The sequence below is a fragment of the Streptomyces sp. CNP082 genome (assembly GCF_059570535.1).
Genome location: NZ_JCANSZ010000025.1, coordinates 1 through 14,383, shown reverse-complemented (window position 1 = coordinate 14,383; position 14,383 = coordinate 1). Strand labels below are relative to the sequence as shown.

14 protein-coding genes and 1 rRNA gene are annotated in these 14,383 nt (G+C 73.0%); 9 read left to right on the top strand and 6 right to left on the bottom strand.

Annotated features, from left to right (window positions below; genetic code table 11):
* Positions 1–59 precede the first annotated feature (59 nt).
* Positions 60–275 carry a hypothetical protein gene (locus B124_RS20175; protein ID WP_496504285.1) on the top strand — a complete coding sequence of 72 codons (216 nt, stop codon included), beginning with the start codon at positions 60–62 and terminating at the stop codon, positions 273–275.
* 80 nt (positions 276–355) lie between these two features.
* Positions 356–1,912, top strand: coding sequence for an FAD-binding oxidoreductase (locus B124_RS20170; protein WP_496504284.1), 1,557 nt, complete (start codon positions 356–358; stop codon positions 1,910–1,912).
* A 165-nt stretch (positions 1,913–2,077) separates the two neighbouring features.
* Here the strand turns inward: B124_RS20170 and B124_RS20165 are convergent, their stop codons facing one another.
* The 3 genes from B124_RS20165 to B124_RS20155 form a co-directional block, all read right to left on the bottom strand.
* The gene (locus B124_RS20165; RefSeq protein WP_496504283.1) at positions 2,078–2,818 is read right to left on the bottom strand and encodes a phosphatase PAP2 family protein; all 741 of its coding nucleotides are present in this window, start codon (positions 2,816–2,818) and stop codon (positions 2,078–2,080) included.
* A gap of 216 nt (positions 2,819–3,034) precedes the next feature.
* Positions 3,035–4,021 (bottom strand): C40 family peptidase, encoded by a 987-nt coding sequence (locus B124_RS20160; RefSeq protein WP_496504282.1) that lies wholly within the window; start codon positions 4,019–4,021, stop codon positions 3,035–3,037.
* Between the two features lie 58 nt (positions 4,022–4,079).
* Complete coding sequence (locus tag B124_RS20155) at positions 4,080–5,255, bottom strand: serine hydrolase domain-containing protein (protein WP_496504281.1); 1,176 nt, start codon at positions 5,253–5,255, stop codon at positions 4,080–4,082.
* Between the two features lie 218 nt (positions 5,256–5,473).
* Here B124_RS20155 and B124_RS20150 point away from each other — a divergent pair, with 218 nt between their 5' ends.
* Positions 5,474–6,181, top strand: coding sequence for an SDR family oxidoreductase (locus tag B124_RS20150; RefSeq protein WP_496504280.1), 708 nt, complete (start codon positions 5,474–5,476; stop codon positions 6,179–6,181).
* An 81-nt stretch (positions 6,182–6,262) separates the two neighbouring features.
* Here the strand turns inward: B124_RS20150 and B124_RS20145 are convergent, their stop codons facing one another.
* The gene (locus B124_RS20145) at positions 6,263–6,484 is read right to left on the bottom strand and encodes a hypothetical protein (protein ID WP_496504279.1); all 222 of its coding nucleotides are present in this window, start codon (positions 6,482–6,484) and stop codon (positions 6,263–6,265) included.
* A gap of 343 nt (positions 6,485–6,827) precedes the next feature.
* Here B124_RS20145 and B124_RS20140 point away from each other — a divergent pair, with 343 nt between their 5' ends.
* The 4 genes from B124_RS20140 (at position 6,828) to B124_RS20125 (ending at position 11,042) form a co-directional block, all read left to right on the top strand.
* Positions 6,828–7,136 (top strand): DUF8827 family protein, encoded by a 309-nt coding sequence (locus B124_RS20140; RefSeq protein ID WP_018840935.1) that lies wholly within the window; start codon positions 6,828–6,830, stop codon positions 7,134–7,136.
* A 209-nt stretch (positions 7,137–7,345) separates the two neighbouring features.
* On the top strand, positions 7,346–8,182 hold the full coding sequence (locus B124_RS20135) for a hypothetical protein (protein ID WP_496504278.1): 837 nt from the start codon (positions 7,346–7,348) through the stop codon (positions 8,180–8,182).
* Positions 8,172–9,500, top strand: a complete 1,329-nt coding sequence (locus tag B124_RS20130) for a hypothetical protein (RefSeq protein ID WP_496504277.1) — start codon at positions 8,172–8,174, stop codon at positions 9,498–9,500. The genes B124_RS20135 and B124_RS20130 overlap by 11 nt, the downstream gene beginning before the upstream one ends.
* Positions 9,501–9,506: 6 nt before the next feature.
* Positions 9,507–11,042, top strand: a complete 1,536-nt coding sequence (locus B124_RS20125; protein ID WP_496504276.1) for an SCO6880 family protein — start codon at positions 9,507–9,509, stop codon at positions 11,040–11,042.
* An 8-nt stretch (positions 11,043–11,050) separates the two neighbouring features.
* Here B124_RS20125 and B124_RS20120 read toward each other — a convergent pair whose 3' ends face one another.
* Entirely contained in the window at positions 11,051–11,200 is a 150-nt protein-coding gene (locus B124_RS20120) for a hypothetical protein (RefSeq protein ID WP_496504275.1), read from the bottom strand.
* Here B124_RS20120 and B124_RS20115 point away from each other — a divergent pair.
* Both B124_RS20115 and B124_RS20110 read left to right on the top strand, forming a co-directional pair.
* Positions 11,199–12,572, top strand: a complete 1,374-nt coding sequence (locus B124_RS20115) for an ATP-binding protein (RefSeq protein WP_496504274.1) — start codon at positions 11,199–11,201, stop codon at positions 12,570–12,572. The genes B124_RS20120 and B124_RS20115 overlap by 2 nt on opposite strands.
* 1 nt (position 12,573) lies before the next feature.
* Positions 12,574–14,154: a type IV secretory system conjugative DNA transfer family protein gene (locus B124_RS20110; protein ID WP_496504273.1), complete on the top strand. Its 1,581-nt coding sequence runs from the start codon at positions 12,574–12,576 to the stop codon at positions 14,152–14,154.
* Positions 14,155–14,219: 65 nt separating this feature from the next.
* Here the strand turns inward: B124_RS20110 and rrf are convergent.
* Positions 14,220–14,336 (bottom strand): 5S ribosomal RNA (rrf, locus tag B124_RS20105).
* Between the last annotated feature and the right edge of the window lie 47 nt (positions 14,337–14,383).

The window sequence follows — 14,383 nt, the reverse complement described above, 5'->3', positions numbered from 1 at the left end:
CGCTTAACGATGCGGAGGGGGCCCCGTCACGGTCTTTCCCACCGCGGTACGGTGACCGCGTGCTGAGCGACGGGCCCGGCCACGGGCCGGGCGACCCCCGGGGCGACGCGGGTTCTGAGGGCCCGTACCGCGACGGGAGCCACCGCACATCGACCGCCGAGCGGGGCTCGTTCGCGTACGCCTGCTGCACCTGCGGCTGGAGGGGCCCGGCCCGCCGTGCCCGCTCCCGCGCCCGCGCGGACGCCGCGGACCACCTGCCGGACGCCCCCGGCTGACCCGGGCTCAGGGGCGCGCACGGCCAGGCTTTGCTACTTGGGGGTAGCGAAGGAGGGACCGCATGCGCTGTGCTGTGCGGATGGACAGGCGCACAGTGCTCCGTACCGCCCTCGCCACCGCCGCCGGCGTGGGCGGCGCCGGCCTCGCCGGCTGCTCGGGCGACGACGACGGCGGGAAGCCCGACCCCAAGCCCAGCGGCTCCGGCGGCGGCAGGACCACCGGCCCGCCGGACTGGCCCGCGCTCGCGGAGTCCCTCGCCGGCCGCCTGGTCCTCCCCGGGCACGACGACTACCGTCTCGCCGCCCAGCAGTACAACACCCGCTTCGACGACCTGCGCCCCGCCGCCGTGGCATACGTCGACCACGCCGACGACGCCGCCGAGTGCCTGCGCTTCGCCCGCGCCGCGGGCGTCCCCGTCTCCGTACGCAGCGGAGGCCACTCCTACGCCGGCTTCTCCAGCGGCAACGGCCGCCTCGTCGTCGACGTCTCCGCCCTCTCCACCATCGACTCCGACTCCGACACCGCCACCGTCGGCGCCGGGGCGCGCACCATCGACGCCTACGAGGCCCTCGCCGTCCGCGGCCGGACCATACCCGCCGGCTCCTGCGCCACCGTCGGCATGGCCGGCCTCACCCTCGGCGGCGGCCACGGGGTCGTCTCGCGCGCGTACGGGCTCACCTGCGACCACCTGACCGGCGCCACCGTCGTCACCGCGGACGGCAAGACCGTCGAGTGCTCGGCGGAGGAGAACAAGGACCTGTTCTGGGCGCTGCGCGGCGCCGGCGGCGGCAACTTCGGGATCGTCACCGAGCTGCGCTACGACACCCGCGAGGCCGCGGACGTCGTCGCCGCGAACATGGTGTGGCCCTGGTCGAAGGCCGAGGCGCTGCTGACCACCTGGCAGCAGTGGGGGCCGGACCAGCCCGACGAGCTGTGGTCCGCGGTCCACTTCGGCACCACCCGCGGCGGCGAGCCGACGATCTCCGTGGCCGCGCTGTCGCTGGGCAGCGAGGACGACATGCACACCGCCGTCGACTTCCTCGCCGACCAGGCCGGCGGCCCGGGGCCCGCCGAGGACGTCTCCATCGGCCCGCAGACGTACATCCACGCCATGCGCTCCTACGCGGGCTGCGCGCAGGCCAGCCGCGAGCAGTGCCGGCTGCAGGGCAGTGTGCCGGGCCGCAACGCGCGCGGCATCCTGCAGCGCGACACGTTCGCGGCGCGCTCCGACTTCTACGACGAGCCGCTGAGCGCGAGCGGCATCGGCACGCTGCTGGACCGGGCGGAGAAGGCGTCGCAGGCGGCGGACGCGCTGTTCATCCTCACGGCGCTGGGCGGGGCGATGAACCGGGTGCCGGTGGCGGAGACGGCGTTCGTGCACCGGGAGTCGCGGGTGCTCGCGCAGTACATCTCGTCGTGGGAGGAGGGCGACGACGGCGGGCCGGGCGAGCGGTGGCTGGCGGACACCCACGCGGCGATGCGGGGGTACGCCTCGGGGGCGGCGTACCAGAACTACGCGGATCCGGCGCTGCGGAAGTGGCGCGGCGCGTACTACGGGCCGGCGGCGGACCGGCTGGCGAAGGTGAAGGAGCGGTACGACCCTGAGCGGCTGTTCGACTTCGACCAGGCGGTGTAGCAGCAGGGTGTGTGCAGCAGCAGGGCGCGAGGCTTTCCAGGGGGCGCATGGGCGCACGCGCCCGGCCGGGAGTGCTTCCGTACGCCCCCGGGCCCCGGCCTCCGCAGGCGGCTGCCGCGCCCCCTGCACGCCCCCTGCCGTACCCCTGACAGCCCCCTACGGCCCCTACGCAGCCAGCTCGTCGCCGTCCCGGCCGCCCGGCCCGCCCCGCTCCAGCGGCTCCGTGCGCGGCGCCGGGACCGCGCCGGGACCGCCCGCCGGGTCCGCCCCGGCGTCCGGCGGCTCCGGGTCGCCGACCAGCCACTCCGGCGCCCGCCGCACCAGCGGCAGCAGCGCGGCCGTCGCCGCCGGCGCCAGCAGCAGCGCCACCGACGTGCCCAGCGCGATGCCGCCGACGACGTCCGAGGGGTAGTGCACGCCCAGGTAGACCCGGCTCAGCGCCTCCAGCAGCGCCAGCGCCAGGGCCGCGAGCCCGTAGCGCCTGCTCGCCATGAAGATGCCGACCGCAAGCGCCATGGCGACCGACGTGTGGTCGCTGACGAAGGAGTACCCGGTCGTGCCAGGCAGCAGGACCTCCAGGCCGTCGTGCTCCCGGAACGGCCGCGGGCGCTCCACGATCGCGCGGATCGGCATGTTCGCCACCCACGCGAGCGCCGCCGCCAGCGGCCCCCACAGCAGCGCGGTCACGGCCCCCGCCGCGCCGGGGCGCCGGCGCGCCCGCCACCAGCACACGACCAGCAGCACGCCGAGGAGCCCGATCAGCCCGTACTCACCCAGAAACGCCGCCCCGCGGTCGAACCAGGGCGGCGTGGAGTCCGCGACGCCGTTGATGTCGTACAGCACGGAAACGTCGGCGTTCGACCCGCTCGGGGGTGCCCCCGCCAGGTGCAGCGAACGCATGTCCACTCGGCTCCTCTCCCCACCCGTTTCCCGCTGACCGGCGGCTGCCGTCTTTCCTATTGCAACGGTGCCGCCCGACCTTTGCAACGGCGCATCGCGGGCCGGCGTTCCGCCCGCGACCGAAAGATCACCGGGAGGTTATCGAAGAGTGACCGCCCCCGCGGCCCGTACGGCACCGGCCGCCGGCGCCGCCGGGCTCGGGGTCGGGCGGCCCGCCGCACGTCAGCGCTGCGGCAGCGCCTCGGCGCCGGCCTCCGTGACCCGGGTCGCGCCGAAGTAGTCCGGCGAGTCGACCGGATCGAAGCGGATCACCGCGCCGGTGTAAGGGGCGTCGATCATGTAGCCGCCCCCTACATACAGCCCGACGTGGTGGATGGAGCGCGAGTCGTTCATGTCGTACGCGAAGAACACCAGGTCGCCGGGGAGCAGTTCGTCCCTGCCCGGGTGGGGCCCGGCGTTCCACTGGTCGTTCGCCACCCGCGGCAGCTCGATGCCCACCTCGGCGTACGCCGCCTTCGTCAGCCCCGAGCAGTCGAACCGGCCGCCCTCCTCGGGCGTGCCGTCGCCGCCCCACAGATAGGGCGTGCCGAGCTTGTTCTGCGCGTAGTGGATGGCGCCGGCGGCCTGCTTCGACGGCGACAGGCGCGCGGTGGGGGCGGCGAAGCTCTGCTCCAGGGCGCGGATGATCTGTACGTAGTTCTGCGTCTCGTCGTACGGGGGCACGCCGTTGTACTTGATGACGGCGTACGGTCCCGCGTTGTACGCGGCGAGCATGTTGTCCGTCGGGTCGCCGGGCACGTCCTCGACGTAGCCGGCGAGCTTGCAGTCGTACGTCGCCGCCGACGGTATGGCGTCCTCGGGGTCGTTGATGTCGCGCTCGCCGTCGCCGTTGGCGTCGATGCCGTGGGTGGCCCAGGTGCCGGGCATGAACTGCGCGATGCCGCGCGCGTCGGCGGGGCTGACGGCGCCGGGGTCCCAGCCGCTCTCCTGGTACAACTGCGCGGCGAGCAGGGCGGGGTTGAGGGCCGGGCAGAGGTTGCCCCACTTCTGCACCAGCGGCTGGTACGTCGCGGGCACCGCGCCCTTCGCCAGGCCGACGCCGCGGCCGGCGAGGCCGGACGCGGCGGTGTACGTGCCGACGACGAGCAGGGCCAGGAACGCCATCGCCATCCCCAGCCCCAGCACCACGAACAGCCAGAGCTTGCGCACCCCTCAACCATCCCTCATCGGGCCCCGGCTGTCTGCCCGTTGCCTGCGCGGCGCGCCGTCAACGCCCCCTGCCCGTACGCTCCTTCGCGCACAGCGCCGCGTCGGCCGCCCCCTGCAGGTCCGCCAGCCGCTCGCCCTCCGCCGCCCAGGTGGTGGTGTAGACGGTGACCGTCCCCCGCCCGCGGCCGGCCCGCCCGCCGGCGACGGAGTCGCCGGGCAGGTCGCCGCCGTGCCCCCAGTACACGCCGCCGCAGCTCAGCGGGAAGGACGCGACGCCGTAGCCGTAGCGGCTGCCCTCGGGGTACGTGTCCCGGCCGCCGACGTCGGTGGTGTCGTGGGTCATCGCCCGCAGCGCCCAGCCCGGCAGCAGCCGGCCGCCGAAGAGGGCGTTCCAGAAGGCGTTCTGATCCTTCGGCGAGGTCACGAGGCCGCCGGAGGCGCCGAACTCGTAGCCGGGCAGCTCGGTCACGTCGGTGACGCCGGCCTCCGGGTCTGTGGGGTCGACGCCGTAGTTGCGGGCGTGCGGGCCGCGGATCGTCAGCTCGCCCTGCGCCGGCCAGTACGTGTCCTTCAGGCCGAGCGGCTGGATGAGGGTGCGTTCGATGTGCGTGCGGTAGTCCTCGCCGGTGACGTGCCTGATCAGCAGGCCGAGCGCGAGGTAGTTGGTGTTGGAGTAGCCCCAGTCGGCCCCGGGCTCGAAGTCGGCGGGGTGGCCGAGGGCGAGCGCGAGGTACTCCTCCTCGGTGGCGGCGCTGGTCCAGTCGACGAACTGCAGGTACTCCGGCAGCCCGCTGGTCTGCTTGAGCAGGTGCCGCACGGTGACGCCGGTGCCCGCGAGCTGCGGCACGTACCGCGCGGCGGGCGCGTCGAGCCGCACCCGGCCCTCGGCGACCAGCCGCATCACAGCGGTGGCGGTGAACGCCTTGGTGTTGCTGGCCATCCGGAAGCGCCCCTCGGCGCCGACCATGGGCCGCCCGGTCGCGGTGTCGGCGACGCCGGCGGTACGGGTCGTGCGGCCGTCGTACGCGAGGGCCCCGGGGACGCCGTCGCGCTCGACGAGGGCGTCGAGGCGGCTCTGTACGGGGTCGGGGCCGCCCGTGGCGCCGTGGGCGGCGGCGACGGGCGCGGCGGCACCGGCGATGACGGCGGCGGTGAGGAGGGCAGCGGCGGCGGCGCGGCGGGCGGCGGGGCCGGGGGCGGCGGGGCCGGGGGCGGCGGGGCGGGGGCGGTTCACGGTGGTCTCCCTCGGTCGTGGTGTGGGCTCCACCCTCGTGCCCGTACGGCCCGCGCTCACTGGTGCCGCCCGCCGGACCGGTGGTGGCACCAGCACCACGGCCGAGGGCGCCGTACGGCCACCTCCGCCCGCCTCCGCCCGAGGTGTTGACATAGAGAACACTCCAAGTGGTCCACTCGGCGCATCCCACCAGAACGCCACCGGAGGCCCCGTACCCCATGACCCACGACTCGCCCGTCACCCTCATCACCGGCGGCGGCAGCGGCATCGGCGCCGCCGCCGCGCGTCAACTCCTCGCCCGCGGCGGGCGCGTCGCCGTCACCGGCCGCGGCGCCGAGCGGCTGCGCCGCTTCGCCGCGGACGCGGGCGATCCGCCGGAGCTGCTGACCCTGCCCGGCGACGCCTCCGACCACGAGGTGGTGGACGAGGCGGTGCAGGCGACGCTCAAGGCGTTCGGCCGGCTCGACGCCGTCGTCGCCAACGCCGGCTTCGCCACCCACGACGACCTCGCCACCGGCGACCCGGCCGGCTGGCGGGACATGGTGCTCACCAACGTCCTGGGCCCCGCACTGCTGATCCGCAGCTCGCTGGAGGCGCTGCGCGAGACGCGCGGGCGGATCGTCATCGTCGGCAGCGTCGCGGGCTTCATCAACACCCCGGGCAACATCTACGGCATCACCAAATGGGCCATGACGGGCCTGGCGGAGAACACCCGCCGCATGGTGACAGGCGACGGCGTCGGCGTCACGCTCGTCGCCCCCGGCCGCACCGACAGCCCCTTCTGGAACGGCCTGAGCGGAGGGACGGGGGACATGGAGATGATGACGTCCGACCAGGTCGCCGAGTCGATCGTCTGGGCGCTGAACCAGCCGGCGGGCGTCGACGTCAACACGGTCGTCATGCGCCCCATCGGCCAGCCCGTATAGGGCACACGGGCGCGCCGCCCGCGCGCCCGTACGCCCCCGCCCGCCCGCCGCCGCGCCCCGGCGGCCGGCGGGCGCGGCGCGTCAGGCCGCGGCCGGCACCGGCCACCCCGCCGCCACCGGCCGACCGGGCACCGCGCCCCCCACCGCCGCCTCCAGCACGGCCCCCTCCGCGACGCTCGCCGCGCCCGCCGCCCCGCCCGCCTGCGCCGCCCGCGCCACCGCCGGCCCGGCGGCCCCGTGCAGGGACGCACCGACGCCGGTGACCGCGCCGACGAGCACCACGACCCCCGAGACGACCGTCATCCCCTCGAACACATCCGCCGCCTTCCCCAGGGCCTGTTTGAGTCAAATCCACCAACGACGCCCGCCCGGCGCCGTCACCGCACCGCCCACTCTTCACATACTCCGATTCGGCGCAGGTCGGACAAGCCGATCGCCTCCCCGACCCCGTAGGCACGCAGCGTTGCCAATAGTCACCTAACGTGATACATACAGGAAGGTCGGGGGAGAGTTCCGAACACCCTTGTGAAATCCGCGCGGTTGACGCCAAATCGACTCTCACGGGGGCATCATCAGGGAGGATGGACGATGACTCCTGCCGTCCACCCAGGACGGCAACACAGCGCATGGGGCGGTGAGTTACGACATGTTCCTGGCAGCCGACAAGGGCGACATCAACACCATCATCGGCGGTATCGCCCCTGACTGGGGCCCCTTCGGAAGCCTGGGCCAAGAGGCGCGCGTGATGATCGAGGTGGTCATGGCGGTCGCGATCCTGCTGTGCCTGGGCATCGCGATCTGGGGCGCGGCCAAGCAGCGCATCGGCGCGACGGCGCTGCGCGACACGTTCAGCGCGGAGCAGGGCAAGGGGCTGATCGTCGCGGGACTGACGGGAGTGTTCATCATCGGCTCCCTCGGCACCGTGTTCACGATCGTGTACGGAATGGCGGTGTAGGCCGGGCCGTGACTTCAGGGCCAGGCGTACGGCGAACGGCGGTGCGGCACACGGCGACGGGACGCCGCCCGAGCCCGCGGCCCGGGAGGCGACCACCCCCCGGCCGCGGCCCGGGCACCCCCGTGCGACGTCAGACGGCGCACCGCTACCTTCTTGTGCCTACGACGCCGGTGCAACGCGGCACCGGCGCACGAAGGGGGTGACCCGGCATGAGCCACGACGACGCCGACTACGTCGACTACGCCACCCCCGCACCCGGCACCCGTACCCGCTTCGCCGAAGGCGACAACGACGACCGCTACGGCGCCCCGCGCCGCGGCGGTCGGGTCTCGCCCTCCCGCGCGATGGTCACGGTCGTGGGCGTCGTGGTCCTCCTGATCGCCGCCATCGCCTTCGCGAACCGCGGCGGCAACGCCCAGGAAGACTCCGAATCCACCGCCAACCCCGACACGACCACCCAACCCACGGCCCCCACAGGCGACACCCCGGTCAAAAACCCCACCGCCGGCATCCCCACGGGTTTCCCCCAGTCCGCGGCGGGCGCCCAGTCGGCGGCGGCGAACTACGCCGTCGCGCTCGGCGGAGACCAGATGTTCACGCCCGAGGGACGCCAGGAACTGGTCGACGCCCTGTACACACCGGCCCTGGCGGAGAAGACCAAGAGCGGCATGGACGCCGCGTACTCCGAGGACTTCCTCGCCAACCTCGGCCTCGACGCCGAGGGCGAGCCCCCCTCCGGCATGACCTTCATCTCCCGGACGGTCCCGATCGGCACGACCGTCAAGGAGTACGAGGACGAAACGGCCACCGTCGCCGTCTGGTACACCGGCCTGATCGGCCTGGCGGGCCCCGACTCGGACGTGCCCGTACGCACCACCTGGCAGACCTGGACCTTCGAACTCCAGTGGTCGGGCGGCGACTGGAAGATCGCCGCCGACTCCCAGAAGCGGGGCCCCGCCCCCGTCCCCGGTGACGTGCCCGCGGCGACCGACGAGCAGATCGAGGACGCCGTCGAGCAGTTCGGAGGCTTCACCTATGCGCGGTAGCCCGCGGCGTCGCGTCGCCTCAGCCCTGACCCTGTTCGCCGGCGCGCCGGCCGCTCTCCTGCTCGCCGCGCCCCGTGCCTCCGGCGCCGTACCCGCACAGGACGACAGTCCCTGCGACAGCCTCATCGGCCCCGCCCGGGACTACTGCGAAAAGGAGGACGACGGCGGTCGCTCCGCGCCCAACTCACCCGGTGACGTCACCGAATCCGTCGACCCCCTGTCCTCGCTGGCGAAGGGGTGTGCCGAAGCCGCCTCCTGGACCATCGACAAGCTCTCCGACGCCGTCACCTCCACCACCACCGTCGACTTCACCAACGCCACCTTCCTGCGCCAGTACGCCGTCGTCTTCGCCGCCTCCACCATCCTCACCCTCACCCTCTGGCTCCTCGCCGTCGCCAAGCGCGCCATCCGCGGCGTCCCCCTCGGCGAAGCCCTCGGCGAGGCCATCGGCTTCCTCTGGCTCACCGTCCTCGCCTCCGCCTTCACCCCCCTCGTCCTCTACACCCTCGTCACCGCCACCGACTCCGTCACCGAAGCCATCGCGTCCGGTACGTCGGCCAACACCGACACCTTCTTCGGCGGCTTCTCCGAAGCGCTCAAGAAGGGCGAGGACATCGGCGGCGGGCCGATCATGCTCATCGTCGTCTCCCTCGTCTCCGTGCTCGCCGCGGGCGTGCTCTGGCTGGAACTCGTCATCCGCGCCGCCCTCCTCTACGTCGGCGCCCTCCTCGGCACCGCCGTCTACGCCGGGCTCGTCGACAAGAACATGTGGCACCACGTCCGCCGCTGGGCCGGGATCATGATCGCCGTGATCCTCGTCAAACCGGTCATCGTCATCGTCCTCGGCCTCGCCGGCGCCCTCTCCGCCGAGGAGGGGCCCGACGCGTTCTCCGCCGTCGTCTCCGGCCTCGCCATCATCCTGCTCGCCATCTTCGCCAGCGCGATGATCTACCGCTTCGTGCCCGGCTTCGGCGACGAGATCATGACCGCCAAGCAGGGCCGCCGCGCCACCTCCGCCAACCCCGCCTCCGCCGTCATGGCCACCCCCGCCGCCCTCGTCACCGCCGGCATGAAGACCCACGGCTCCCGCACCTCGTCCGCCGGCCCCGCCGGCGGCGCCACCGGCGAGTCCCGCTCCGCCGCCCGGCCGGCCAACCCCGTCGCCGGCGGCGTCTCCGCCCACAGCACCCGCCCGCAGCAGTCCGCCCCGCCCAAGCCCAGCACGCCCAGCCGCGGGTCAAGCGGTGCCGGCTCCGGCTCACAAGGTGGCCGCAGCGTGCCCTCGCAGTCCCCCCAACAGCCCGGAAACAGGAGGTGACCTGCGGTGACCACGCACGACACACCACCGATCACCCCCCGTCGCACGTACCTCATCGGCAAGGCCCGCCCCAACGCCATCGTCGGCCGCAACCGCGAGACCGGCGAGATCGGTATGATCATCGGCGGCGCCTTCCTCGGCATGATGTGCGGCCTCCTCGTCCCCGTGCTGACGCTGCGCATCGTGCTGCTCATGGGCCTCCCGCTGCTCGCCCTCGCCGCCGTCTACGTGCCGTACCGCGGCCGGACCTTCTACCGCTGGTTCGAGATCAGCCGCAGCCACCGCCGCCTCCTGCGCAGCGGCGCCGCCGTCTACCGCTCCGGCGCCCAGGAAGCCGGCACCCGACTCAACGGCGAGGAGGTCGCCGTCGGCACCCCGCCCGGCATCGGCCGCATCAACTGGCAGGTCGCCCCCTTCGGCCCCGACGAGATCGCCGTCCTGCTGCACGCCGACCGCCGCACCGTCACCGCCGTCATAGAGATCGAGGGCCCCGGCGTCGGCCTGCGCGACAGCGAGGACCAAGAGGCCCTCGTCGACCGCTTCGGCACGCTCCTCAAGCACGCCGCCAACGGCGACGGCTTCGTACGCCGCCTGCAGATGCTCGCCCGTACGCTGCCCGCCGACCCGGACGCGCACGCCAAGGACGTCGCGCAGCGCGGCGACCCGCGGGCGCCGCAGTGGATAAAGGGTTCGTACGACCAGCTCCAGTCCATGGTCTCCACCTCCTCCGAGCAGCACCGCGCCTACCTCGTCGCCTGCATGCCCTACACCCGCGACCTCGGCCAGGAGGCCACGGTGATGGGCCGCGCGACCAAGCAGAGCCGCGACGAGTGCATCGCCGTCATCATGGCCCGCGAGCTGGGCGACATCTGCGCCCGCCTCTCCGAGGCCGACATCCGCGTACGGCAGCCGCTGGGCATCGCCCGCCTCGCGGCCCTCGTGCACTCCATGTACGACCCGGACCACCCCATCGACCACATCCAGGCCATGACTCAGCGCAACGCCTGGCCGGCCGAACTGGACGCCGTAGACCCGCAGTTCCTGCGCGCCAAGACCCGCGAGTCGGCGACCCGCGACCCCTGGTGCCACTCCACCGCGTGGGTGAAGGAATGGCCGATGACCCCGGTCGGCGTCAACTTCCTCGCCCCGCTCCTCGTCCACACCCCGGACGTCATCCGCACGGTCGCCGTATGCATGGACCTGGAGCCCACAGAAGTGGCCATCGAGCGGATGCTGACCGAGAAGACGAACGACGACGCCGAGGCGTCCCGGCAGGCGAAGATGAACCGCGTCGTCGACCCCCGGGACATCGCCCACCACGACCGCATCGACCAGCGCGGCGAAGACCTCGCCTCCGGCGCCGCCGGCGTCAACCTCGTCGGCTATCTGACGGTCTCCGCCCGCTCCCCCGAAGCCCTCGCCCGGGACAAGCGCACGATCCGCGCCTCAGCGGGGAAGTCATACCTGAAACTGGAATGGTGCGACCGAGAGCACCACCGCGCCTTCGTGAACACGCTGCCTTTCGCGACCGGGATCAGGTGACCCATGGCTCAGCGGTTGATGCTCCCCCACGAGACGGAACGCACGGTGCCGTGCGGCCCGCCGCCCCACGCCCCGTTCCACGCCCGGAAGGGCACCCGGCACCACCGCGCGTTCGTGCCCACGCTGCCCTCCGCGACCGGGATCAGGTGACCCTCCATGGCCGACCTTCTCGATCTGGCGACGCGCGCCTTCGCGGGCTTCGTCTTCGGCAAGACGGAGACCCAGCGGCTGCCCGTGCGCACCTCCACCGCGCAGGCGCAGGCCGTCTACCTCCCCACCGCCGCGCCCGGCCTGGGCGACTCCGGCGTCATCATCGGCCGCGAGGTCTACAGCGGCAAGGGCTACATCTACGACCCCTTCCAGCTCTACGGCCAGCAGCTCCCCGCGCCGCACTGGCTGGTGCTCGGCGAGTCCGGCAACGGCAAGTCCGCGCTGGAGAAGACCTACGTCCTGCGCCAGCTCCGCTTCCGCGACCGGCAGGTCGTCGTCCTCGACGCCCAGGGTGAGGACGGCGTCGGCGAATGGGCGCTGATCGCCCAGGAGCTGGGCATCACGCCCATCCGCCTCGACCCCCTCGCCGCCCTCGACAGCGGCATCCGCCTCAACCCCCTGGACCCGGCGATCACCACCACCGGCCAGCTCGCCCTGCTCCGTACGATCATCGAAGTCGCCACCGGCAGCGGCCTCGACGAACGCTCCGGCTTCGCCCTCAAGGTCGCCCACGCCTACGTCAACGAGACCGTGACCGACCGCCAGCCGGTGCTCACCGACATCGTCGAGCAGCTCCGCCACCCCGCCCCGACCGCGGCCGAGGCCATGAACGTCGACGTCGAGGACGTCCGCAACTGGGGCCTCGACGTCGCCCTCGTCCTCGACCGCCTCGTCGACGGCGACCTCCGCGGCATGTTCGACGGCCCGACGACCGTCGGCATCGACCTCGACTCGCCGCTCATCATCTTCGACCTCTCCCACATCGACCGGAACTCGATCGCCATGCCGATCCTCATGGCGATCGTCGGCGTGTGGCTGGAGCACACCTGGATCCGCCCCGACCGCAAGAAGCGCATCTTCCTGGTGGAAGAGGCGTGGCACATCATCAACTCCCCCTTCGTCGCCCAGCTCTTCCAGCGCCTGCTGAAGTTCGGCCGGCGCCTGGGCCTCTCCTTCGTCGCCGTCGTGCACCACCTGTCGGACGTCGTGGACGGAGCCGCGGCGCGGGAGGCGGCGGCGATCCTGAAGATGGCGTCGACCCGTACGATCTACGCCCAGAAAGCGGACGAGGCCCGTGCGACGGGAAAGGTCCTCGGGCTGCCCCGCTGGGCCGTCGAAATCATCCCGTCCCTGACGCCCGGCATCGCGGTCTGGGACGTCAACGGCAACGTCCAGGTCGTCAAACACCTGGTGACCGAGGCCGAACGGCCGCTGGTCTTCACCGACCGGGCGATGACGGAGTCCTCCCCGGTACCGGCCCTGGAGGCGGCGGACGACACGGGTCCGGTGGTGATGGAGAAGGAATCGACGGTGGCCTGAGATGGCGCAGCGTCACGGTGGACGAAACGGGGGCGGACCGGCACAGGGCAGCCCGGAGCGCGGCATCCCCGACGGCCTGCTCATCGGCGGACTGGCGTTCCTGCTCGGCCTGACAGTCCTGGTGTGGATGGCAACGGGCCTGTCCGGGCTGCTGGCGCACGGCGCCTGGCCGGACGGCGTGACGTTCACGCGAACCCCGCTGGCGATGCGCGAGCTGGTCTCGGAGCCGCACGACCTGCCGGCCGCCTGGCCGGACACACCACGGGAGTCCCTGTCGGGGTGGGGGCTGTTCTGGGGCGTGTTCATCAGCCAGTTGATGGTGCTCGGCACATTCACGCTCGCGGGGATGACGACGCTGGCGAGCTGGAAGGCGCGCCGGGCGGCGGCACACAAGGCGGCGGCGGGCGACGAGGCGCTCGCAGACGGCTTTGCCGACCGGTACGAGGACACGGACCCCCCGGCACCGGCGCCCCAACCCAGACCCCAGCCCAGACCGCCCGTACAGCGCACCCGGCAGCCGCACCCGCAGCCTGCTCAGCCCACGCACCCCCAGCCGAGGGTCCCGCAGCAGCGCCCGGCCCAACCCCCGACAACCCAGCCAGCGACAACCCAGCCCCCGGCAGGCCGGCCCCCCAGCGGCTCGCCGCCGGCACACGCGGGCCCGCTGGTGTTCCGCAAGGGCAGCCCGACGGCCGTGGCCGTCACCCGGGAGACGCTGCTGGGCGCAGCGGGCCCGGCACTCGTCACCACCTCCGACGCCACCCTGTGGGCGGACACCAAGGACGCCCGCGCCAAGCTCGGCCCCGTCCTCGTCTACGACCCGGGCCAGCTCTGCGACACCCCGGACCGCCTCCGCTGGTCCCCCACCGCAGGCTGCAGGGACCGCCAGGCGGCAGCCACCCGCTCCGCAGCCCTCCTCCGCCCGGTCCGCCCCCAGCACCGTACGGACACCACGCTGGCGGACACCGCGGAGACGATGCTGGCGTGCTGGCTCCACGCAGCCGCCGTAGCGGACCGCCCCTTCGCCCAGGTCCACCGCTGGGCCCAGGGCACCGGCGCCCACGAACCGGTGGGCATCCTCCGCTCGGCCCCTGAGGCGGCCTCGGGCGCGGCCGGCGAGTTGGAGTCGGTACTGACAGGCCATCCGGAACGGCGGGACGAGGCTTCGGAGTTGGTGGCGACTGCGCTGGAGGGCATGTCGTCGGTCCACATCCGAAACTCTTCAAAACCCACCCGAGCAGATTCGCTCGTCCTGGAGTCATTCATCGACGAAGGGGGAACGCTCTACTTGGTGGGTGAAGCCATCGAGGGCCCCCGGTCCCGCCCGGGTGCGATGCCACTGCTCACCGCCCTCGCCGCAGACGTGGTCGAGCACGGCCGCCGCATGGCCGCAGGGTCATCCGACGGCCGGCTCGACCCACCACTCACCCTCGTACTCGACGACATCGCCGCCGTCGCCCCCCTCGCCCAGCTCCCCGCCCTCCTCACCGAAGGCGACCGCGAGGGACTGCCCACCCTGGCCACGATGCGCTCCCCGGAGCAGGCGCGCAGCCGCTGGCCGGGGTTGTCGCTGGGGGTATGAGGGGTCGAGGGGTCTGGAAATGATTCAACCCCCGGAGGGTGTCCGGGGGTTGAATCGTAAAGTTTGTTCGGCGGTGACCTACTCTCCCACACGGTCCCCCATGCAGTACCATCGGCGCGGTCGGGCTTAGCTTCCGGGTTCGGAATGAGACCGGGCGTTTCCCCAACGCTATGACCACCGAAACACTATGAAACTATCCCCCACACCCCCAACACCAGCACACACAGGT

What these genes read in the sequence shown, in the direction of transcription:
- B124_RS20170 (WP_496504284.1), top strand. Translation starts at nt 356, where the DNA reads ATGGACAGGCGCACAGTGCTCCGTACCGCCCTCGCCACCGCCGCCGGC.
- B124_RS20150 (WP_496504280.1), top strand. Translation starts at nt 5,474, where the DNA reads ATGACCCACGACTCGCCCGTCACCCTCATCACCGGCGGCGGCAGCGGC.
- B124_RS20145 (WP_496504279.1), bottom strand. Translation starts at nt 6,484, where the DNA reads ATGACGGTCGTCTCGGGGGTCGTGGTGCTCGTCGGCGCGGTCACCGGC.
- B124_RS20140 (WP_018840935.1), top strand. Translation starts at nt 6,828, where the DNA reads ATGTTCCTGGCAGCCGACAAGGGCGACATCAACACCATCATCGGCGGT.
- B124_RS20135 (WP_496504278.1), top strand. Translation starts at nt 7,346, where the DNA reads ATGAGCCACGACGACGCCGACTACGTCGACTACGCCACCCCCGCACCC.
- B124_RS20130 (WP_496504277.1), top strand. Translation starts at nt 8,172, where the DNA reads ATGCGCGGTAGCCCGCGGCGTCGCGTCGCCTCAGCCCTGACCCTGTTC.
- B124_RS20115 (WP_496504274.1), top strand. Translation starts at nt 11,199, where the DNA reads ATGGCCGACCTTCTCGATCTGGCGACGCGCGCCTTCGCGGGCTTCGTC.
- B124_RS20120 (WP_496504275.1), bottom strand. Translation starts at nt 11,200, where the DNA reads ATGGAGGGTCACCTGATCCCGGTCGCGGAGGGCAGCGTGGGCACGAAC.
- B124_RS20110 (WP_496504273.1), top strand. Translation starts at nt 12,574, where the DNA reads ATGGCGCAGCGTCACGGTGGACGAAACGGGGGCGGACCGGCACAGGGC.